Annotated in this window: 16 protein-coding genes; 4 read left to right on the top strand and 12 right to left on the bottom strand. The window is 57.5% G+C overall.

Annotated elements, in window-relative coordinates; genetic code table 11:
- Positions 1 to 207: 207 nt before the first annotated feature.
- The 6 genes from ACTEK7_RS35795 to ACTEK7_RS35770 form a co-directional block, all read right to left on the bottom strand.
- Positions 208 to 2,421, bottom strand: coding sequence for a hypothetical protein (locus tag ACTEK7_RS35795; RefSeq protein WP_225148665.1), 2,214 nt, complete (start codon positions 2,419 to 2,421; stop codon positions 208 to 210).
- Between the two features lie 543 nt (positions 2,422 to 2,964).
- Positions 2,965 to 3,318 (bottom strand): hypothetical protein, encoded by a 354-nt coding sequence (locus tag ACTEK7_RS35790; RefSeq protein ID WP_225129472.1) that lies wholly within the window; start codon positions 3,316 to 3,318, stop codon positions 2,965 to 2,967.
- Between the two features lie 278 nt (positions 3,319 to 3,596).
- The gene (locus tag ACTEK7_RS35785) at positions 3,597 to 4,838 is read right to left on the bottom strand and encodes a cytochrome P450 (RefSeq protein ID WP_306469169.1); all 1,242 of its coding nucleotides are present in this window, start codon (positions 4,836 to 4,838) and stop codon (positions 3,597 to 3,599) included.
- A 332-nt stretch (positions 4,839 to 5,170) separates the two neighbouring features.
- Complete coding sequence (locus ACTEK7_RS35780; RefSeq protein WP_225129476.1) at positions 5,171 to 6,052, bottom strand: pantoate--beta-alanine ligase; 882 nt, start codon at positions 6,050 to 6,052, stop codon at positions 5,171 to 5,173.
- A 202-nt stretch (positions 6,053 to 6,254) separates the two neighbouring features.
- Positions 6,255 to 7,736: a pentapeptide repeat-containing protein gene (locus ACTEK7_RS35775; protein WP_225129478.1), complete on the bottom strand. Its 1,482-nt coding sequence runs from the start codon at positions 7,734 to 7,736 to the stop codon at positions 6,255 to 6,257.
- An 870-nt stretch (positions 7,737 to 8,606) separates the two neighbouring features.
- Positions 8,607 to 8,765 carry an ABC transporter ATP-binding protein gene (locus ACTEK7_RS35770; RefSeq protein WP_225129635.1) on the bottom strand — a complete coding sequence of 53 codons (159 nt, stop codon included), beginning with the start codon at positions 8,763 to 8,765 and terminating at the stop codon, positions 8,607 to 8,609.
- A gap of 1,575 nt (positions 8,766 to 10,340) precedes the next feature.
- Between ACTEK7_RS35770 and ACTEK7_RS35765 the strand changes: the two genes are divergently transcribed.
- Positions 10,341 to 11,138: a hypothetical protein gene (locus tag ACTEK7_RS35765; protein ID WP_225129480.1), complete on the top strand. Its 798-nt coding sequence runs from the start codon at positions 10,341 to 10,343 to the stop codon at positions 11,136 to 11,138.
- Positions 11,139 to 12,223: 1,085 nt separating this feature from the next.
- On the opposite strand, the gene ACTEK7_RS35760 is transcribed toward ACTEK7_RS35765, so the two are convergent.
- Positions 12,224 to 12,664 (bottom strand): VirK family protein, encoded by a 441-nt coding sequence (locus tag ACTEK7_RS35760; protein WP_225129481.1) that lies wholly within the window; start codon positions 12,662 to 12,664, stop codon positions 12,224 to 12,226.
- Positions 12,665 to 14,737: 2,073 nt separating this feature from the next.
- On the opposite strand from ACTEK7_RS35760, the gene ACTEK7_RS35755 reads away from it, so the two are divergent.
- The 3 genes from ACTEK7_RS35755 to ACTEK7_RS35745 are packed head-to-tail and all read left to right on the top strand — an operon-like array spanning position 14,738 to position 17,553.
- Positions 14,738 to 15,427: a response regulator gene (locus ACTEK7_RS35755; protein ID WP_225129483.1), complete on the top strand. Its 690-nt coding sequence runs from the start codon at positions 14,738 to 14,740 to the stop codon at positions 15,425 to 15,427.
- Between the two features lie 28 nt (positions 15,428 to 15,455).
- On the top strand, positions 15,456 to 16,910 hold the full coding sequence (locus tag ACTEK7_RS35750) for a type II and III secretion system protein family protein (RefSeq protein ID WP_225129485.1): 1,455 nt from the start codon (positions 15,456 to 15,458) through the stop codon (positions 16,908 to 16,910).
- A gap of 10 nt (positions 16,911 to 16,920) precedes the next feature.
- Entirely contained in the window at positions 16,921 to 17,553 is a 633-nt protein-coding gene (locus tag ACTEK7_RS35745; RefSeq protein ID WP_225129487.1) for a CpaD family pilus assembly lipoprotein, read from the top strand.
- A 196-nt stretch (positions 17,554 to 17,749) separates the two neighbouring features.
- Here ACTEK7_RS35745 and ACTEK7_RS35740 read toward each other — a convergent pair whose 3' ends face one another.
- From ACTEK7_RS35740 to sctQ, 5 genes are all read right to left on the bottom strand, one after another.
- Complete coding sequence (locus ACTEK7_RS35740) at positions 17,750 to 18,787, bottom strand: EscU/YscU/HrcU family type III secretion system export apparatus switch protein (protein ID WP_225129489.1); 1,038 nt, start codon at positions 18,785 to 18,787, stop codon at positions 17,750 to 17,752.
- On the bottom strand, positions 18,784 to 19,599 hold the full coding sequence (gene sctT / locus ACTEK7_RS35735; RefSeq protein ID WP_225129491.1) for a type III secretion system export apparatus subunit SctT: 816 nt from the start codon (positions 19,597 to 19,599) through the stop codon (positions 18,784 to 18,786). Before sctT ends, ACTEK7_RS35740 begins: the two co-directional genes overlap by 4 nt.
- A gap of 694 nt (positions 19,600 to 20,293) precedes the next feature.
- The gene (locus tag ACTEK7_RS35730) at positions 20,294 to 20,569 is read right to left on the bottom strand and encodes an EscS/YscS/HrcS family type III secretion system export apparatus protein (protein WP_225129493.1); all 276 of its coding nucleotides are present in this window, start codon (positions 20,567 to 20,569) and stop codon (positions 20,294 to 20,296) included.
- Position 20,570: 1 nt separating this feature from the next.
- Positions 20,571 to 21,236 (bottom strand): type III secretion system export apparatus subunit SctR, encoded by a 666-nt coding sequence (gene sctR, locus ACTEK7_RS35725; RefSeq protein WP_225129495.1) that lies wholly within the window; start codon positions 21,234 to 21,236, stop codon positions 20,571 to 20,573.
- Positions 21,229 to 22,284: a type III secretion system cytoplasmic ring protein SctQ gene (gene sctQ / locus ACTEK7_RS35720; RefSeq protein WP_225129497.1), complete on the bottom strand. Its 1,056-nt coding sequence runs from the start codon at positions 22,282 to 22,284 to the stop codon at positions 21,229 to 21,231. Before sctQ ends, sctR begins: the two co-directional genes overlap by 8 nt.
- Between the last annotated feature and the right edge of the window lie 15 nt (positions 22,285 to 22,299).

The raw sequence follows: 22,299 nt of genomic DNA, 5'->3' as shown, positions 1-22,299 counted from the left end.
CAGAGAATGGCAGCTTGCTTGTACGACGACCCACCATCCTCCGGATCGCCAGCCGATACCCCTCCCGTAAGCAGTGTTCTCTCCCAGGCTCCAGCCTTCTGTGAGCTGGAGCCCGACGACGCTCAGCGCAGCTCAGGCAATCCGCCGAGCCGGTCCGAAAGGCATGAACTCACGCCGACGGCTCACCGCCGCAAGACAACCAGCTCACTAGATCCCCAGTCGAGCCATCTGAGCTGAAGCGTGCTCCGGGTCGGGAAGGGGCTGCCACGGCTGGCCAGCGGCGGTGCTCAACAAGGACCTACAGAACGCAGGAGTAAGCTTGCCGCGGTGGACCACGACGTTCTCGTGCCCCTCGGCGGCTCGAGCGTTCTGCCAGTGCTGATTGTAGCCGCGCTGTTCGTCAGACTTCACGTGGCTAGCGGCGAATTCGCGATCGCCCAGCGTTGCCAATTGCCAGGCATGTACCGGCCGCTTGGTATGGATGTGTACCCACATCGGCCTTGGCGTCCCGCCATTGCTCAGCGCCATGGGCTGTAGCTTGATTTCGAACAGCGTCCCTGGCTCTCCCTTCAAGGCGCGAGGTGGATCCACTGACGCCAGTTCCCCCGCTGCCCGCAACTGTGCAAGGTATTTCTGCGATGGAAACGCATAGCTCTTCATGCAATCGCTCGTGATTGCTGCCTTTCGCGCGCTCAATGACTTTGCCTGCCCCTGAACCTCGGACCCCATCCTTTGAAGCCGGACTATCTTTTCGTGCACTTCGGGCACCTGCGCAGCCGTGAGCATGCCCCGTCGGCGAGGCTCCTCCAGCGCGACTACACAGGCCTCAATCTCGGAGGACTGCGTCTGCAAGCGCTTGATCACGCGATTCAGGACATGTTCGGCGTCCTCGGGCTTCATCTGGCGCGCTTGCGAGACGGCGCTTTGCTGAGCCCGCAGATCGAACTGCAGCAGCTCGTCCAATCGCTCAAGTAATCCCGGCAGTGCCTTCCTGGAGGGCGGAGCCTGCCACATCTGGAGGTGATCGGTCGCAGAGGATGACGCAGCTGCCTCCTCCGGCGTGGCGAGTTTCTTTGTACCGAGATCCGAGAGCACGATGACCTTGCCCGTGGGGGCCGTCGTGACATCGGGCCTGGCGAGTTGCGCCGCAGGCGGGCTGGCCGTCGAACTCCCCTCGCCTGCGGCTGCTCCGCGCCTTGCTTTGCCCTTTCTGCGCACTGGAGTGCCTTCACCCACCAGGGCAGTGTTTTCTGGCAGCGCAGCCCAAGCCGGCGGTTCAATCGTCACTTCCGTCTTTGGCTGCAATGCCAGCAGCCGCATGACGTCGTTCGCCGTCACCCACGCACCGTCCACGATCTCGCCAAGCAACTGCAAAGGAAGGTCAGCTTGCGTTCCAGCCTCCCTCAGGGGGGCAAGCATGCCCCTCAGTTGGGATGCAAATTCCGAAAGCCGTTCCATCACTCCTTCCAGAACGGCGCGGTGCTCGGCGTCGAGCACCGCTCCTCCGCGAACGGCGTCGCCCGTCGAAACAAATGCCGGAAAAACATCTCCAACAAAAGTCCCGAGCAGACGCACCCTCCCGCTCTCGTCCATGAGGGCGGCTCGCGCCTCTGGTGCTAACGTGCTCGCTTGCGACTCAATCAAGAGCTGCGCGAGAGCGATCCGCGATTGCAGATACATACACTTGGTAGTGAGCGCCCAGCCTGTATTGAGCCTGAGTTCCGCCTCTTCGGCCTTGCGCATCTCGGGCGTGCTGCTTGGCAAGTGGGCAGTAGCCGCACAGACTGACTGCATCCGCTCGAAGCGCAGCGCCTTCTTTCCCCACCACTCCATGCAGGCAGCATATTGGTTGGCGACGCCCGCAACGACGCGGCTCAGCTGCTCGGGCGGAGCGGTGTCTTTGACATGGTCGAGCAGGGCTGCTGCTTGCTCTCTCCTGTTCTCAAGTTGGTAAATGATATGGGTGGCCGCTTTGTTACATTGGTTCCCCGCATCCAGCGTGTCGTCGCGGAGCCGGCGAGCCTGATCGTCAGGCAGGATACGACGCGCCAAATTGGCAGGCAGATTCGCGTAATGCTCCAGAACTGCTGAGCCTGCTTCGACCACTCGATCGATCAGCTCTTGCGCCTTTTCCAAGTTGCAGCGTTGCGTGGCCGCTCGACGGCAAGCTTCAAACTTCTCAAGCAGGCTGTCCAAGTTTCGCTTTGCCGCCTTGATCTCGTTGCGCGTTGGCGCCGCCATATCTGAAGCCGCAGTTCTGTCTTGAGGCCCGGAGCGCATCCGCTCCAGGACGGCATCGAAGGATTGACCGCGTTCCCCAGGGAAGAGACCAGGCTCCAGGCTCGAACGGCTCAATTCCCCGGCGCTGTCGGCTCCCGCCGCCTCACCCTGTGATGAATCAGCTCGGCCAATACCTTTCATACTTCATCTCCGAATAGTCGAGAGTGCGCAGCCTGTCTGGATAGGCCCCCCAGCTGACGACTAGCTGACCAAGAGCATTCATCTGGATGCACAAGAAAGAAGATCTCGCCTTGTGTTCGACTTCCATCGCAGCTCCTCGTGTTGCTGAACGAGCCGCATCAGTGCCGGCGTGATCAGCTAGGACGTGACCGGGGCCCGACCTGCCCTGCCCGCGAGATAGTCCCGCCCCAATGCGGTGCCTCGGTGCACGCGAACTGGGCCAAGTCATCCCCAACCGCCTCCTGGACGGCAATTTTGGCCAAGCAGGAATGGCTAGCGTATGTCTATCGGCAGACCTGCGCTCGCAACACGCGTCCCGCTATCCAGCAAACAGACTTCGACCGAAGAGCTTACCAAGTCACCAGCCATACACGGGCGTGGCGAGACGCCGGAGGCCATCAGCAACAACATTCTCCAGGTCCGAACTGAGCAGAATCGACGTTGCGCAGCCTTCAAACTACATCTCGCCAAAGCCGGGCCGCGCCCAGGCCGGTTAAATCACACTCATAGAAATATGGCAGCGAGGGTACCAATCGCACCGAACATCAAGCCTATCAACGAACCGGCTGTCGGCACGTCTCTAAAGAGCAGGAGGGTGAGCATCGGTTCCACTACCAGAATCGCTCCCATCGATATCGCGACAATGATCCAGATATTCTTCAGATGCATGTAGCCCAGCGCGTATCCGAACACGAGGAGGATGCCGCCGAACGATATCAGGAGAAACATCGGCAACAGCATTGCCAGATCACCGCCGGCCTTTCCAAATTGCCGTGAGGCAATCAGCTCGGCGAATATCGAAAGCGCTTCTCCAAGGAAAATCGCTGCCACCGCTACAATCTTCAACATCAAATTCATCAGCCTCTGCGGTCCCGGCTACCCAAGGCAGCCCGGAGACGCGGCATCGGAGTTACCGTGGCGGTTGGCTTTTCGGCGTCAGGCGCTTTGCAAGTCGTCCGCGCGCTACACTATCGCTCCTCACGTGTACTTCGAACATCTGCCCGGCTGATATAGATTCCTACATGCAGCCATTGTTTCGCGCCGACCAAACCATCTTCGCTGCTTGCAGAAGCGAAGATGGTTCAGGACGGCCCACCCCACCGCGTGCCGGCTGCCAGACCGGGAGCGACCAGGGCCTAGGCTGCAATCCGCACGGGGAGAGCGGAATAGCCGTGCACGAAGTTGGACGCAATTCGCTCGGGTTCGCCGACAACCTTGACCTCCAGTCCCGCACCCAAAATCTCTTCCCAGAGGACTCTCAACTGCAGTTCCGCAAGATGTCGACCAAGACAGCGATGGATACCAAATCCGAACGAGAGATGCTGCCGTACATTCTTGCGGTCGATGACGAAACTGTTGGCGTTCTCAATGATCTCTTGGTCTCGGTTGCCGGAGATGTACCACATGACGACCTTGTCGCCCTTCCTGATCTGCTTCCCGCCTACGATGCTATCGGTCGCGGCGGTGCGGCGCATATGTGCGATCGGCGTCTGGTATCGAATAATCTCGGACACGGCACTCCAGACCAGCTTGGGATTGTCGGTTAGTTTTCTCAGTTCGGAGGGGTGCTGACTCATGAACAGGAGGCCGCCGGTAATCGAGTTGCGCGTGGTGTCATTCCCCCCAACGATCAGCAGAATCAGATTCCCGAGAAACTCATTCGGCTCCATATGGCGTGTGGCGGGCGAATGCGCCATCAAGGAAATCAGATCGAGGCGCGGCTCGGCATTGATGCGCTCGTTCCAAAGCCGTGTGAAATAATCCAGGCACTCGGATAAGATTGTGCTTCGCTTATCCCAGCTGTCGATCGCATGCCCTGCTTTCGGAGTTCCAACAGCTACGTCTGACCAATAGGTCAGGAGTCGCCGATCCTCAAATGGAAAGTCGAACAACGTGGCGAGCATCTGCGTCGTCAACTCGATGGAGACCATCTCCACCCAATTGAAGGCATCATTGCGCGGCAAGCCGTCTAGAATCGCCCTGACCCGAGAGCGGATCAAGATTTCGAGTTTCGCCAAGCTTTCCGGTCCGACTATTGGACCCACGGTATTACGCTGCTCGGCGTGCTGAGGAGGTCCCATCTTGATGAAACTCTGGGTCCAGTGCTCGGCAGGCACGTCAACAATAGTGACACCTTGCTCTGACGAGAATGCTTTGTGGTTTGTGTCTACCGCTACGATATCCCGGTATTTCGTCAGGGACCAATATGGGCCATGAGGGCTGTCTTGACAGTAGTGAACGGGATCTTCCCTTCGCAACCGCTCGAAGCACCCCCATATGCTGTCGTCTTGGAAGCGCTTGGCCTCGCTTACATCCAGATTTCTTAGCGGGACAACACACGCGTCGTCAGCTCTATAATCTTCCAATCGCCTTTCCATATCATCTCCGCAGATTCTGCTCTCGAGAGCTTACGGATCCAAAGGTCGCGATTCACCGTTTTCGAGCTGCCGTGACGTTTGGCTGCGACGCGCCGCTCGAGCAGACTATCTCAACGTGCGGCTAGCCGACCCTACCATATTGGGCAGTTCGGTATGGATTGACTTTTCAAGTTGATCTACTCAGTGGATCGTGAGAGCTTCACCGCTGGTGGGACGATGGCTGTGCGCTTGGGCAGCGCAAAGCGGAATGCACAGTCATAACGTAGGCGCTGCGTTCAGGCGCGGCCGGAGTGACTACTTTTGTCAAAATCACGACATTCATAATCGTCTGGCTAGGACTTTTCAGGTAGATCGATCCAGATATCCGGAGCACCATTCAGGAGTGTATCCTGATCCGGAACGTAGATATTATCGAAGACCCTGAGGCCATGAGCCGTTGCCGCTGCAACAATTATGAAGGGGAGCTTGACCTGCTCCAGGTCTGCGAAGCTATCAGCGCCAACAATGCGAACAAAATCGAGTTTAAACTGTCGGAACGCTATTTGAGTTGTAGCCGACGCGACAAGATCCTTGACGCTCGACGCCCCTTGGGCGATCTCTTTTCTCGAATGGTTGAGGGCCGTGAAGAGACACGAAAGCTCATCAAGCTCGGATCGGCTAAATCTTCGCAAGCGCGACGAAATGGGAACTCCGTTCCTGTATCTCACGGTCGGCACAAATCGTATCTCACAATCAAGAAGCAAGTCTGCGACAGCGCGCTTCACCAGGATCGCCTGACCGATATCCTTGAGACCGAAGTAGCTGCGAGTTGGTCGCGCATAACAAATCCAGCGGATTGCCCCCGTAACGGCTTCCTTCAAGTACGCCTCAGGCCCATCTAAACGCAAATGATAGTCGCCTTGCGATACGAACGTTCGATAGCCAGGCGGGAACATTTCGGTGTCGTTCGAGGAAATCACGGCAGTTGCTCCCGCACGTAGGGCAAGTCCAATATCAGCGTCCAAATCGAAATCGTAGCTCCCACCTGGTCTAAGCTGAGTCTTGTTCGGGTAGACTGTGACAATCGCGACGTCATTCTCCGATGCCGCTCTTCTGATCAGTTCTGCATGCCCATGATGCAGGGCGCCTAGGGTGTGTACCGTCCCAATACTCTGACCTGTTCTCGCCACCTCCCGGATGAACGCTTTGCCTGCGGAAAGACATCCCAGATGCATTTTCTTACTCCAGTTCTTTTGGACCCCGAAAGAGTGGTCTGATCGGTCGGATCGCAGAAGGTAGGCCCTGGTGTCGTATTGGCCGCGCACGCCTCCGAGCCCCAAAGAGCTTTAACGCCCGCTCACAGCTCGGACCACCGCACCAAGCTGCTCTAAGCTCACCGACATTGTACGCCCTTCTATTTTGCGATTTCCAAAGCCGTCAGGTCGAGCCTTCTCGACCACGTCTGATCAACGATGAGAATTCAGCCAGATAGCTTGATGACTCGCGCGGCTGATCAGCCTTCAAAGCGGTCTGCAGTCCCGGACATCGGTCGGCAAAAAACGGTGGCTCGAATGTGGTTATCTTAGCGCCCGAAAAGTCGACCTTTACGAAGCTGGCCTGGAACGGCGATATCCCACTCAGATTCGCGTCGCGCAAGGACGATTGGTTCATGCGAACGTATGCGACGCGCGTTGCCTCCAGGTTGGTGTCGGTCATTCCCGCGGCGAGATATGCCTGAACGAGATTGGATCCTTCGAGATTTGCGTGATCCAATGCCATTGATTGCGGGGGATCACCGGTCATCATCGACCTGTAGAGGTAAGCCTGGGATAAGTCGGCATATTCAAGATCGCAGTCGCGCACAAAGGCACAGCGGCCACGAAAGCCCGTCAATTTGGAGGCTCGCATTGTGCTCTCTGTAATCGAAATGCTTTCGCCTGATGCCCGAGACAGGTCCGCTCCATCGAGCTGACAGGAATGAATAGAGGCACCGTCCAACACAGCACCGATTAGGTTCGCGTTGGACAAGCTTACGGACAGAAGCCGCGCCTTGGTCAAGTCTGCCTGCTCAAGCTCCGCACTTGAAAGATTTGACAGGTGAACATCAGCGAAGGGAGCGCTCAGAGCCCTCGCCGCAATGCGGCCGCTCACCTTTGAGAGTCTCAGATACGGAAGATGAGCGCCTTCTAGGGTGAGACCGTCGACCGAGGTGGGACGCAAGATCGATAAACAGTCCCCCTTTGACTGGAAGAACGAGCAAGCCGCCAGGTGCGCTTTCGTGATCGTGACTTGGCTCAGCTTGGCAAAGCGGAAGGAAGCGGAAGGAAGGAAGCATTCATTGATGGTCGAACCCTGTAATTCCGCGCCATCAAATACAGCATCACTCGCGTCGCACTGGTAAATGAGAAGTCCGCTTAGCATCGCGTTGTCAAAGCGTGTCCTTTTCATGCTGCAACCGTGAAACAGACTTCCGGTTGCATCAATTACACTGCGCAGACTGGCATCATCGAAATTGCAGACCTGCGCTGCAATCGCGTGCATATACGCAAAATCGAGCTTGGCCCCGCGGAAACTTGCCCTCTCTAGCCCTGGGCAGATAAGGTTTGCCCCAGAAAGGTCTGCCCGATCCAACTTTGCTCCGTAGAGCTGCGCACGATTGAGGGTACAGCGTCGCAACGGGAAATCTGACAGGTCGTGACCGTTAAAGTTCTCGGAGGATAGCTGCAAACCAATTCCAGTCATTCTGATCGCCTCCTCGGTTCGCCTCCCGACAGCGGCCACTGCGCGCAGCCGATCGGCAGCTCGGCTCCAGTACCGAACAAACTCGCCATCTGATGAAAGTTTGTTTTTCGACTCTGACCAGTGCTCTGCCCCTTCATTCGCGGTGCACTCGCTATCAGCGCCGATTGTTTGCGACATGTCGACGATTCCGTATTGCCCGGATTAGGGGGGGCCTGTTATTGACCTCTTTTTTGGTAGTCCTTGGAGTTACGCTATGCGATTTGTGGCGAACTCGTCGGCGAAATGGCGACAAGATGCGTCGGTGAGACACCTATTGTGTCGGTGGCCTCCGCAGCCGGCACGCTTGAGCACGTCAGCCGAATTCTCGTCTTGCGTCCCCACTGCCGCTCGCTGCCATTGTTTACCGAGACCGGCTAACGCTGGCAGCGCAACGGTCGTTTGACAGTGCCGATATGTCCAGAAGTTGCGATTTGGCTCGTCAGCTCTTATAGGCAAATCCACATCGCTCTCCATCAAACCGAATGCGAAGAATTCAAGGTCTTGCTTCTTTTTCAGAAATGGACCCACGGCTTGCCGGCTGAAACGTGACCATTCACAGCGCTGCTCTCAGCCTTTCCTCGGCATTACATCAATTTGATAGCAATGACCGTGCCAGCCGCATCAGTCGTATTAATGGCTGAGTAGGCGTCATGAAATCGATATTGACGCCGAATGTTTTGAACCTGACAAACACGGTCTCATTGTCAGAGACCGCACCATCATCGCAAGGCTATCGTGAAAGCGACAATTCCGAGCTCGTTTGCCGGAGAGCAAGAGCCGCGAATCCTTGCGGGCACCCATCGATGACTTGCAATGCAACACTTGCGGATCGCCGACCTCACGGTTAGCGAGTGTTCGAACTCGGCTAGTCCTGCTCCGCGCGCCCGCCGGTCCATCTAAATGGGAGCCCGGGCCACAGCTGTCCTCGTCGAGCGATGATCGAGCGCGCAATCGTCACCAAATCGGCGCGCAAGGCGAATGCCCGTAGAGGATCGAATTCGAAGGCATTCACGCGATGCCTTCTTCGAGGATCGTAGATAACTGACCTATCTCTTGCTCGCGCACAAGACGCGGCATGGCGGCGATAAGGCTCTTGGTATATTCAGACAGTGGATTACGAAATATCTCTTCAGTGGGGCCACTATCGACGATTCTCCCCCGGCGCATAACTATGACGCGATCGCTGATATGACGAACAACACTAAGATCATGCGAGATAAAGAGATAACTTATGCCGAGGTGGTCGGCGCTCCAGAATTCATCAACAAGCCAGCTGCTTCTCAGGAAGGAGTTCTGATGCCCATTCGCGATCGGAACGTTTGGACTCGCGAGCGAGCGAGCAAGGATCGATAGAGGATCTTTACAGGTCGAAACCACGCAAACGCAATAGTTGAGTATTTCAATCTACTATCGTCTGTTGGCATCCCTTCTATTGCGACGTCTATCTGTCCATCGCTTAGCCCAAATGGTCTCTGATCAGGCTCGGCGCCGGCTCAAAGCGAGGAACATGAATTGATGCGCTCGAGAACACACGACAGATTTGGCCGACCGCACCCCCGGCGTTCTGACCTAAGCCATCACCGTCCTGCCATTAGCAACAGGAGTGCAACCCGCGAGCGCCAAGAGCCGCTTCCTTCGGCCATCCCGGCTTTGGATCAACCCAGGAAGACTGATGCTTGTCAAATTTTCATGCGTCGGTGCCTGGTATCTATCGCTACTTTGACCGGAAACGCGCCGGGCTCGGAGGAAGGAGGGGCCGATACGACCGACCGCGAGATTGCCCTAGGTCTTTTTGTTCAGCTGCGCCTGCAGGTCACACCAACGGCTTGCGCGGCGAGATGTTTATAAGGCGCGACTAACGTTGTGGTGCATTGTGTGGCGCATCGGCTGCAAGCGTCAACGCCCCATTTTTCTTTTCCGAACTGAGGCGCCCGAGCGCCAGTCCTTGCCGCCACGTTCTTTATACACCCGAATCGTTTGTGGCCCCAGCCACGTCTGGTTGGCAGTTCAACGTCTCGCGGCCGCACAGCCTGTTAACGTTGCGAGTTAAGCCACTAACCGTGTGTTGCGGATGCCTGGATCGGAGCCGCACGCCCGGCTCTTGTTTTACGGCCAGCGCCCCGCGTACCGACGCAAGGCCCCGCATCAGCGGTCCCGACAGAGGACAATGAGCTTCAGCCATCCCAGCCCGGACACGAGCCCGACGGCTGCGGCCAGACTAAGCTGTTCGGACCACAGCTAGCATCTTGACGAGCATTTAAAGGAGCTCCACTGGGAGCCGATGCAAGCTGGCCCAGGCATACTTCTCCACGCCGCTCAAGCCCACCGATAGCCGCGCTTCCGCCGCGCTGCTTCTGCCGGACCTTCACACGGCGCTGCCGTGGAGCGGATACCGACGATGGCCCCATCTCCAAACTCCGCTCTGCAATGAACAACAGGCTCGCTGGCATAGTCGGAAGGGCCCCGAATTTTCTTCAATGAGGCTGGTCAGGTGTTCGACAGCTAACCCTTCTAGCATGGCAAGACTTTGTCCGGACAGGAGGCCGACTTGATGGCCCAAACTCTGGAACAGAAGAATGACTTGGATCCCCGGTCAGTCCGGCCCGCACGCCCTCAACACACCGATCCGCTCGAGAACAGCCTCGGTGTGTTTTATCGACATTGCGCGGGTCGCGGTTTCTGATCCTTATCGGATCAACTTCGTACGAATGATATTGACAAGGCTACCAAAGGGAGAAGGGCATGGACCCATTTGAGGACGTCAACCGATCCGAGGCTCGGATGCATCACCTCGAGCCGCGACAGGAAGAGACAGCGCAAGCAGACTTTGAGCAGCGGCTTAAAGAGTCTCAGCCAATCCTCGCAGCATCGGCTTCACCCGTGGCTGGATCGAACCGGACGGTAACGGATGGTAACAAGAGAGCGCAAGCTATACTGGAGAATGAACGGTGCACGGCTCCATCCTTTGTCAGAACGCGCGCTCAACTTGCCGCAACGCTGACGTGCGCGAACATTGCGGAACTCAGAAGAGAAATCGAACTCGCTGCGCAAAGATCAGCAAAATGGTCACGAGTGAGTGGATCGTCAGTCGACCGCGTCGATATTGGCCGCGTTTACGACGACGTGATGGTATCATCATACCTGGAGCTGCAGCGCTTTCAAAACCACGCCAGTCATTGCAAACCACATGCGTTGGACCGTCTAAGCGCGATGGCCCATTTGCGTTCCATGGCGGCTTTGCGTTACGACGCCGCCCCTTGGAATATCTGGGGAGGCCAACGACTTGATCTGGGTCGCGCAGCGGCAGAGCACGTGAGGGGCGATACCAGTTGTTCGCCTTTTGTGTCGCTGTCAGAGGAGGCCTCACAACTGCTCCTTTCGCCGGACGATGACAACGAGTATGGCGCCAAAGTCATCGCGGAAAACGCGAATGAGTTGCACACCTACACGGTGCCGAGGGTCACAACTTGGACGGCGGAAGAGATCGTCAGTATTCTCGAGGACGGACTGAGAATGATGAACCCGCTCTGGCATGGATGAGTGATACCCCGACTGAGGAGCGTGAGGTACTATTTCTGGGCGGAAACTTGGACGACTATCGGACCGCTAGCGCATCTAATCCATATAGAAAGTCAGGAACAAAAGGCTGAGGTACGGGCTACGGAAAGGGTGATTTGCCTTTTCCGGCGCTCGGAAACATCGAACGCAGCGTTTCGCGCTACCAATAATACTCCGGTCCAACTGGCCAGCGCGGGCGACCGGCCGCGTTCCGCGCTTGGAATGAGAGTTTCAGCCCAAACCTGTATGGTCTCTAAAGTTCGCCCACTTATCCTCGGGTTGGAAGGGCCCGTGCCGATCATTATTCACTTTAGCTTTCCGTCTGGCCAGGTCAGGTTTTGCGAAGCTAACATGAGTAGCGATAGAACGAGGTAGTCATGCCCGCCGACCGCAGCATGGATCGATACAACGAAATCAGCCCAACCGACGGCCGCGCTCTTCTCTTCCGTTGGCCGCAATTTGGCTGAACGAGGTGCTCGTCGGCACCTCGGGCGGATGCTCAAGCTTTCGAAACCACGGATCGTTTGCTCAGAGAGCTTAGATCTGCGCCCGAACGCAGTTTACGAGCGGTGAGCAAACCCATAGCAGCCAGCCCAGATGATCTTAAGCGGGATCGTTCATTCACCTTGTGGCTGCATTCGGCAGTACTGAGATTTCAGGTGAAAGGATCCCAAAAAGAGGCGGATGAAAGATAAGAGCGCACCCGGGCCTAAGGTCGTCATCATTGCGGGCCCGCGGCTGGAGCGACTTGGGAATAATGTTCTTACGATAACCGCAGCCGTGAGGACGTCCTTCGAACTCATCTGAAGCGTTCAACTGAGAGCCTTGGGTCCGCCCATAAGACGACTACCTGAACCGCCGACCTTCCAATCCCTGAGATGGAATGGAGATCGGCGGCCCTCATGAGTTACCTGAGCAGCAAGTTCGTACAACTTGATCCTCGTCCGACGAAACGACCGTCAGAAACACTCTGATCTTTCCTGACGATCGAAAGGATTGGTATCCGTGCGAAGGTGTCCGCACGAAAGGATTAAGTCTTCGAAGCGCCCCCTGCTCTGTGCTCTTCGTTACCAGATGAACTTTGCGCCATCCGGCAGTTCGCAGATGAATTCTCCCTGGTTCACGAGTTCGGTGGTCCCGACGACAAGTTTCGAGGCTCGCACCGTCAGCTTGCCTTCGCGGCTAAGGCTATGGCGGATGTACTCGGTCACGGCATGCCCGGAGCTGTCGACCGTTTGATGAGCATTGGCGAAGCTGATGCCGTTATGGACGGTCACCCTGAAGGCAGTGATGACCAGACCGGCTTGCGTCGCGGACGCAGGCTTGACACCCTCCGCTGTGGTACAGCGGCTCATGTCCAGTATGAGCTTTACATTCTTCCCCGCCTGGAGGGCACTGAGCACCTCAGTGTATTTCGGCGAGGGCTCATCGGCTCTCGCCGGCGCGCTCACGCTCGCGGCCGAAAGCAAGGACAATAGGATCGGTAGTGCTCGGCCAGTAAACTTCATATGCTCTTCTCCCTCGATAAGTACCGCAGATTGCGCTTTTAAGGACGTCGTGCTCGCAAGCCGTTTGTCTGCTTCCAGACACACGCGCGCTCGCGCCGGTACAAAAGCAGCCTGTCGCAACGAGGCGCAAGTCGCCGTGATGGCTATTCCGACATCACAACCTCGTAGGTCAGGTTTGCTGGAGTGACTTAGCTTCGCGCGCCGACTTGAACGATTTGATGCAGCGTCTCCTCCGCTTGGAAACCACAAAACGGCAGCCGGTTGCGCTTGTCCGTCGCAGTCCTAACGGGCGAGAGAATGCTGTTCTCACATCTGCATAAGGAGACGATCCAGGAAAGAAATTCGACCAGCCGCAAGCGCCAGTTCGTCCGCCTTGCTGTGCACCGTCTCCCTAGATGACGCGTCCGCAATGAGGTGGTGGAGCGAACCTGACGCGGCGGTCCGAAAAAGCTCAATCAGGGGACCCGATCTCGGCCTGATCGAACACCAATGTCGGAAGGCACAAGGTAGCACCCTATTATGATCCGTCGCTTCGCGCGGCTTCCGTCCAGCTGACCGTTCGCGTCGTTGACGGAATCTATTCGACTCATTCCAAAGCTATTCGCTACCTGGATGCGTTCCATCAAAACAATCGATTTTGTCGATCGCGCCTAAAGCCCCATAATCTCTCGTGATGTATGGAGGCAGCATTCAAGAATGTCCCTTGGCAATCGATTCCTTCTTCAGTCCCTTTCCGGTCAAATCGGCTTGCGCGCTCCGGCGTCTGCATCCCAGAAGTTAGCTGTCCCTGTGCGTCACATAGAGGCATCTCGCCACCGTCTCCTTGCTAGATTGACACGCATGAGATCTCTGACGACCGTGAGGTCACGCCTTAAGGCCTAGCAAAGACGACTGCCTTCACACACTGTCATCGGCTTTGGCTCAAGCTACGCCTTATTGGACCGACGAAACGCTCATGACCCTGGCGAGAGGGCCGAGCGTTCCGCAGGTCGATAGTCTGGCTTCAGAGGTCGCCATCGTTTCAGAATGCTTGCGAGGTCGAGAGCACTGCTACGACCAGCGGTCAAAGCACTTGAATCTCACCTAGCGTCAGATTGTAGGATTTCCGACAGCCCCGCGACACAGAACCAGCTCGCGTGTACCCTTCCTGACAGGTAGCAAGAATTGCGAACGTCTCAAAAGCACAATGCTAAGCCGCTCCGTCCCTCACGCTGCTGGACTGCTCCTCTCCGGAACGCTGGCGGTCGCCATCTGGCCCTTACTGGGCGAGACCCGAACATTCTGGCGCCGTGCACCCCGAAAGACGAAATGGTGCTGGTGTAGTCACCTGGATCTATGCGCGATGACAACCACGAGGAGCTCGATTGGATCGTTCGCAGCTTCCGCTGGGCTGCGGCGGACGAGGGGACCTCGGGCGCGACGGAACTTCAGGGCGGTCGACGTCTTGCGTGCAAAGAGTCGGCTGCGAGAGGGTGTTCTTCAAACCGGGAGGGGCATTGATCGTTTCGTCGAGCATCTCAGCCTGTGAAGCCATTGGCCAGGTGCGTCGCGTGATGTGTCTTCGAATGCGGAAAGACTTGCATTGTCGTGACTTCACGACACGACAGGCTCAACAGCCCAGCAAGACTGACCGCAGACCAAGACGAATTGGGGAAGTTTCCAAATGTCGGTTTCGCTCATCTGTTCAGTCACAAATCCGATCGTCTCCCGCGCTTTGGTTAAGATTGCGCGGCCTGGCGCTATTCGCACTGCAGGCGTTGGCTCAGTGCACGCAAGAACGGCTGTGATCGGCCTGCGAACGCGTCAGCGAGCTGCCGCGGTTCAAACAGAATCAGCTCTCTTGCTCGCATGAGCGGCATGTTGAGCGGCGCCGAGGTCGTAAGCAGCCCCGAGGGGTCCGTGGTCCATCTGACGACAATGGACCGGCAGAGACGGATCGACTGTCAACATGTTCCGCCCTCTCGTTTCGGGCTGTTCAAATTCACACCAATCCAGCCGCCTCTCAGTTCCATCGAGCCCATGGTCAATCGTGACGCGCTCAGGTCTTGACGTGGATGGACGAGAGGCGATGAAATGCGAATTCTCCTGGTTGATCATCATGCGGACTTTGCCCGCGCCGTGAAGGAAGCGCTCTTAAATTGCGGCTTCGCCGTCGACGTGACACGCACGCTGGATGAGGCGGCGGCCGCGCTCGATTGCGCGAACTACCACATGGTCCTGGTCGAAACGGATTTGCCCGATGGAGACGGATTGGACTGGCTGAAGCAGCTGCGGCGCGAGGGACGGTCAATGCCGGCGGTGATGATGAGCAGTCTCAATGATCTCGGACGGCGGATTGCAATTTTCAATGCGGGCGCGGATGATTTTCTGCCCAAGCCCGTGTCTATCGACGAACTCATTGCTCGCATGCGGGCCATTTTGCGACGGTCAACGCAGATGATGGCGCCGGTAGTGACATTCGGGAATCTGCATTTCGATCCGATCGCGCGACAGGTCTCGGTCGGTGGTCGAATACTGAGAATTGCGCGCCGCGAAGTGTGCATTCTTGAACATCTGCTCAACCGCGCCGGCCGTACCGTGCCGCGCGCATCGCTCGAAGATAGCTTGTATGCATTTGACGACGAGGTCTCGACCAATGCGCTGGAAGTCGGGATTTATCGCTTACGCACGCATTTGAGCCAGGCCGGTGCAACGCTAAGGATCAAGACCGCGCGCGGTGTCGGTTACACTCTTGAACTCATTGGCGCAGCATCGGCTGCCTAAGCCGATCCAACTTGAAAGCTACACTCCCTTGAACGTCATTAACAATGCCGCCGGCGCTGATGAGCCGTCGATGGTCGCCAGCGGGTTGCAGTGTGCCGCTTTTCCCCGCCTCTGCTACGTGCTGTGCGCAGTCGCTCTGCTATTTCCGCTTGCAGTCACAGCTCAGACAAAGCGGGATGGCAAGGGAGAACCGCCACGCGCGGCGCCAGGCAGCACCACCGGCACGCTCAACCTAACCTCCTCACAGGGTAAAACAGTTCATCTGACCGGACCGGCTGCGAGCATTTTTATAGCCGACCCGGCGATTGCGGATTATCAGGCGCCATCGAACACCACGATTTTCGTGTTTGGCAAAAAGGCCGGACGGACGAGCCTGTTTGCCCTGAACGACAACGGAGAGGCTCTCGCCGAGCTGCGTGTTGTCGTTACCCAACCGATCGAGGATCTGCGGGCCGCGCTTAAGGCCGAGGTCGGCGACTATCCAATTCAGGTCAGCTATACCCCGCGCGGCGCGATCCTTAGCGGTACGGCGCCTAGTGCCGATGTCGTCGAGACCGCCAGGAAGGTCACCGAGCAGTTTCTTGGTGCGGGCGCGCTGGTTGTCAACAAGATCCAGGTCGCCGGCTCATTGCAAGTGAATCTCAGCGTACGGGTGGCAGAAGTCTCCCGCAGCGCCGTCAAGGATCTCAACATCAACTTCACGGCCTCGAGCCCAAACGGCGCTTTCCTTGTGACCGGCAAAGGGGGCGGGTCCGGCGCGGCCGGCGGCGGCGGCACGATCGGGATTGGGTTTAGCGCCGGCAATACCAACCTGAGCGCTGTTCTCGACGCTCTCGCGAGCGAGCACCTCGCCTCAATCCTGGCTGAGCCGAATCTAACGGCCATGTCCGGCGAAGCCGCAAGCTTCCTCGCCGGCGGCGAATTCCCCATTCCGGTGATGCAGGACAACCGGCAGGTGTCCGTCCAATTTCGCCAGTTCGGCGTGAGCCTCGAGTTCGTTCCGACGGTTCTCAACAATAATCAGATCATTGTCCGTGTGAAGCCCGAAGTCAGCGAATTGTCGAGCGAAGGCGAGGTCAAAATCAATGGCATGGCGGTCCCTGCCCTCTCGACTCGGCGGGCCAGCACCGTGGTCGAGCTCGCCAGCGGTCAGAGCTTTGCAATCGGCGGCCTCATCAGGCGCAACTTCAACACTGATATCGGCGAGTTTCCCTGGCTCGGCGATGTGCCGATCCTGGGCGCGCTTTTTCGCTCCTCATCGTTTCAAAAACGTGAAACCGAGCTGGTCATTATTGTCACGCCCTACATCGTACGGCCCGCATCGAACCCGAACAAGATGAGTGCGCCAAGCGACCGCATCGCACCGCCCTCAGATGCGGGGCGGATTTTGACAAACACGGTGGCCCGGCCGCCGCGAGATCGCGATGCGCCTCGCGCCAGCACACCAGGATTGACCGGCAGCGCCGGCTTTATTATCGAATGAGGATCGCCAAATGACTTTGCGACATCTGTGCTACCCGATCGTTATTGGAGCAACATTGGGGGGCTGCGCAAATACTGCCTCGATCCAGCCCGCGCCGGCTGACCAAGAGATCCGGGTCGAGCAGAAGAGTAGCGTGCTGTTCCTGCAGAGCCTTCGTGGCCCCGAACGGCATCGGCTGCGAAGCTTTATTGCAGCGACCAGTCGCGGCCGGCGAGATGCCCTCCATGTGCGTGTCATCGGCCCACCCAGACTCATTGCACAGGTGGCCCACGAGGCTCGCGCCATGGGCGTTGCCACCTACAACATCCACCTGTCCGCTTCTCGTGTGGATTTGCCGGCTCGTTCCGGGGGGAGGATTGAAGCGATCACTTTCGAAGCCCATCCTCCGGTCTGCCCCTCGCTCTCCATCGTCGCTCCTACAGTGAACGACAATTCGTTCAATCCAACCCTTGGCTGCTCAGTCCGGAATAACCTTGCGGTTATGGTCAATGAACCTGGCGACTTGTTAGGCAATGGCGCTGTCATGCCGACCAGTGGTGATCGTGCAGTGCTTCCCTTCACCGCACTTGGGGCCACGTCGGCGGGCAACAGGAGCAATTTGGAGAATGAAACGCATAGCAGGGTTGCGCCAGAAATCCAATAAGCGGCTCGTAAGACCCGAGCAGCATGAACATCGGTTGGCCATTCTTGTCCATATCAGTCTTGGAATCGGCCGACGAGCCTCCTGGAATCCAATCTTTGCCCGGTCCTTTTCTTGGGATCGTGCAGCTTGCCGATCAGGTTCTGGGACAGTTGGGTCGTTGACCAGAGATTTGAGCGCATCGCTGTTTTGCGCGACGCTAAACTAGGCCGGCGGCAAAGACTGCCTTTGCAACCCTCTCGAAACACTCCATCGGAACGGCCTTGCCCATCGCACCCTTCCGGATCAGCTGACGCGCCAACACATGATCCTCGACAATGCTCAGACGTTGGGCGCGCGCCTCCGCCAGTAACTGTGAAGCCGTTTCGCCCTCGCCGCGGCACACCAGTACCGGGACGCCGGTCTCGCCCCGAACGTAGCGCAGTCCAATCAATGTCGCTCGCCCCGTCAGTATCACTGTCGCCCGATGAATGCCGAGCGGAGACTCGTTCGCCGACTCCCGGCGGAGCCTGCGGTGTTCACCCTTGATCTGCGGATTACCATCCTGTTCCTTGGACTCGCGCTTGGCTTCGCTCTGCGTCATGCGCATGTCGCGCAAGAACAACCAACGCTGAATGAGCAGATCGGCCAAGCCGCCAATCAGAAGAGCGCCGGCAGCAATCGCGATCAGCACTTTGAGCTCTTTAAAGACAAAACCAAAGCAGCTCAAATCGCACACGGGCAAGTATACCAGTGCCCTCCAACTTGCGAGCACAGTGAAAACGAACGTAGCGCCAAGAACCAAAACTTTGACGATAGACTTTCCAAGCTCGACAACCGACCGCTGGGAGACAATCCGCTTCAGCCCTTTGACGGGGTCCAATTTCTCAAAGCTGGGTTTAAGCGGCTCAACCGAAATCGTCAGCCCGCCGCCGGCCAAGACACCGGCCACAATCGCCGCAGCAACCGCCGCACCTAGGATGGGAGCCGCGGCTGTTATAGAAAGGTCCATCAATCCGACCAACGCCTGCCGGGCCGCACTGTTGAAGGGCTGTTCCTGCAGCTTGTCGGTGAACCGCACGGCTTCGCGCCATCCGTCTTCGATCGGGCCCGCCCTGAAGCACAGGCAGCCGAAACCAGCGCAAAGGCTTGCCGCGGTAACAAAGTCGGCGCTCCGCGGGCTCTGCCCTTTCTTCCGCGCGTCCCTCAGCTTCTTGTGACTTGGTGGAAGGTTTTTCTCTTCGCTCGTGTCGTTCATTTCAAGAACTTCTCGAGCCACTCCAGCACGCCGTTGAACCGAATGATCTCTGCTCCCATATATTCGATCAGGAAGACGGCGTAGCTGGCCATAATGATGCCAAAGGCGGCATTCTTGATGGTCGAAGAGAGATCGTTCAGCTTGACTTGCGGCGCAAAGCGCCCGAGCAGCATGAGGGATACGTCGATCAGAAGCAGCAGAGCCAGCACGGGCCCGGCGACCACGAGGGTCGTATGCATGATATGGTCGAGAAGCCCGATAAACTCCATTGCCCCGTGGTGGGTCAGGGGCGGTAGCAGCCGATATACGGGCCAGATCAGATAACTTCCATAGAGGCATCTGACCATGGTCTGCAGACCTCCTGATACAACGAAGATCGTAACCGCGGCAGTCCCGAGAAAGAGCCCCATCGGGGCGGCTTGACTGCGTGTGGCAGGATCGTCCACCTGGTTGGAGATGCCGCGCTGGGTATCAATGATGTCACCAACGGCCTGGATGCTCCAGAGTGGTATACTAAGCAGAAAACCGAACAGCAGGCCGATAAATATCTCCTTCAAGCCGAGGAGCGAGACCGCAACCATACGGGTACCCGGATCTAGTGTCTGCAAGCCGTTCCTGATCTGCATCAAGCAAGGCAATCCAATCACAACCGTCGCGCTTGCGCGGATAATCCCGCTAATGTGCGGTCGCGTGAATACCGGAAGAACCAGCATAATGCCGAGGGCCCGGGCCCCACCAAGTCCGGCCGCAACGACGAACTCGACAGCAGTCTGAATCAGAGTTTGCGTCTCGGTAGGTGACAAGGCATCCATTTGAGCTCAGCTCGGCGTTCCTTCAGCCAATGCAACCGTCGCACTCACGTCGCCATGATGTGAGACGTCAAGAACTCTGCAGATCTCGTGTCCGAGCGGTTGCAGAGCGACAGGTCTCCCACAAGGCAGATGACTTCGGCTTCAACCATCCATATGACTACAGCCATCCGGCGCAGAGGTATGACCATTCGATGAGAGCACCGGCGAAAGCCGCTGCGCGCCTACAAGCCACGCTTCTTCCGCTCTCACCGGCCGCAGCGCGGTTTGGAGATCTGAGGGCCTCAAAGCTTCCATCAATTTCGCAGTCTATGGAGATCGGCTCGAGCGGCACCTTCATTCGCAGGCTCATTCACCAGAACGCCAGAATCGTGGGGCCGCTTGCAATCAAAGCAGTTCGCCCGTTCACTGCGTCGACAACTCGCCAGGCAATGCATCGAGGACCAGGTCTCAGCAGGTAATTCCGTCACGTCGTAAGCAAAACCCAAATCGAATGGATAGAACTTCCAAATAGGGTCATTCTTCCTCCGAATAAGGCAGGCTCACGGAGCCGAACAGGACAGTTCGGATACCTATCCGTCGCATGCTAGTGAGGCGAGCTTTCGATAAGCTGACGAACTCGCCCTTTTGTGGTTCACGATCAAGGCCGACAAACGCGCGCTATAGCTAAAACTCAGACAGCCGTGCGTTCCGCGCTCTAATACCTCGCTGTGAGCGCGGGGAACTCAGTGAAGATCTGCTGGGCTTGCTCGATCAGCGGCGCGCTCAGCACCGGAGCAAACAGAACGAGCACGGCGACGACGACGAGGAGCTTCACGGTAAGCGGCAAGGTTTGATCCTGGAGCTGGGTTGCTGCCTGCACGATGCCGATACCCAATCCCGCCACGAGGGCTGCCAGGAGCGGCGGTAGAACCCAGATCATGAACAGGACCAGTGATCGGCTCAGGTGGGTGAGGATGCTGGCCTCGTGCATCTCAACTCCCCGCAGATGCGTAGCTTAAGACCAATCCGTGCATGAGCCGTGACCAGCCGTCGATTGTGACGAACAGAAAAAGCTTGAAAGGAACGGATATCATTGTTGGTGACACCATTGACATGCCCATGGCCATCAGAATTGTCGTCACAATCAGGTCAATTGTGATGAACGGAAGATAGAGAAGGAAACCGATTTCAAACGCGCGCTTAAGCTCCGAGATCAAAAAGGACGGCACGAGGATCGCAAAATCATCGGCTGTTGCGTTGCCGCGCATCTCCGCCGACCAGATATGTTCCGTCGACGACAGGAAGAACGTGCGCTGCTCCTCAGTGGTGAACTTCTTGAGATGGGCGCGCAGCGGCTCGCTGCCCTCCTTGGCGGCGGTCAACCAGTCGTCGGCGGTTTGGTAACGAAGTTGCATATCGGTCACGCGGTTGTATGTTTGCTCGAATACCGGGGCGTCTATGAACACGGTGAGGATCAATGCAGCGCCATACAGAACGATGTTCGGTGGTATGGACTGAGTGCCGAGCGCGTTGCGGATCAGGAAGAGAACAACGGAAACCTTGATGAACGCCGTCGTTGTGACGACTGCGAACGTCAACAGGCCAAGGCCGACGGTCGTCGCAACAAGCGCAAGGATGCTCGGTTGAATGTCAACCATTGACCGCCAACCTGCTACGTAACCGGATGCCCAACGCTTCACCGACACGTACGATGTCGCCGCGGCCGATCAATTGACCGTTGGCGACAATGTCGACCGGACCGTCCAGCTGCCGGCCAAGCTCGAACACGTGCCCCTCGCTGATGCTTCTCAACGTACCCAGCGGGATGGGCCAGCGGCCGCATTCGAACACAAGCGTGATCTCAACACTGTCGATGTCGGCTTCCGAGGGCGGGATTGCTTGCTCCGCTTGGGGTCGTATCGTCATATTTGCATACCTTAGAGGATGGGACTGCAGGCGGAATGGTCCGCGAAGGATAAGTCTGTCGGCCGCGACCTGCGCCGGCGCCCACAACTTGTCCGCAGCGAGGATGAGCTGGCCATGGGCAAATGGAATGACGTCGGGCAGCAGTGCGTCGCCGGCCTGTGCTTGACGAAGAAGCCTGACGGGCGCCCGCAGCGAGCCGATCTCTCTCGCAATCACGACCGGCAATTCCGAAGAAATCTTGCCTAAGTCTCGCGGTAATTGGCCGATCAACTCGCCTAACACACGAAACGCAGACGGAACCAGACCGTCAAGTGGCGCGAACAAGAACAGGCGGGCCTTGGCTGCCAGCGGTCCGAAAGTAACGTCGAACTCCAAATAGGGGTCTTTGGCCGTCGCGTCTTCGATGCGGATCAGCTGCAAATTCCGCGCGAGCATGATCTCTAATCGAGCGAGCCAAGGTTCCAGAGCAAGTTCTAGAAGCAGCGAGCGGGTTGGGTCGGAAGGTAAAGTAAGGCCATACTGGACCATTGAAATCAGCGCCTCGACGAGAAGGCGGGGCAAGGACAAGACAGCGGTCTCGCCTCCGGCGCAAAATACGCAGTCGAGCATCGACATGGCATATGGCTCGGCCTGCCAAACAAGCCGGCTTATACGGATCGATAGCGGCTTATCGCGAAGGCGGCTCTGCAGAACCGTGCGTGGTGCGGCGACCTCGTTGAGCCACGAGACCACGCCATGCGACAACTTTACCGCTGGCTGAAATAATGCGGGTTCACCCACGGCATTTACCGACAG

Source organism: Bradyrhizobium sp. JHI2711 (assembly GCF_056156565.1).
The sequence above is the reverse complement of the archived record's forward strand: the minus strand, read 5'-3'. Positions and strand labels throughout refer to the sequence as shown.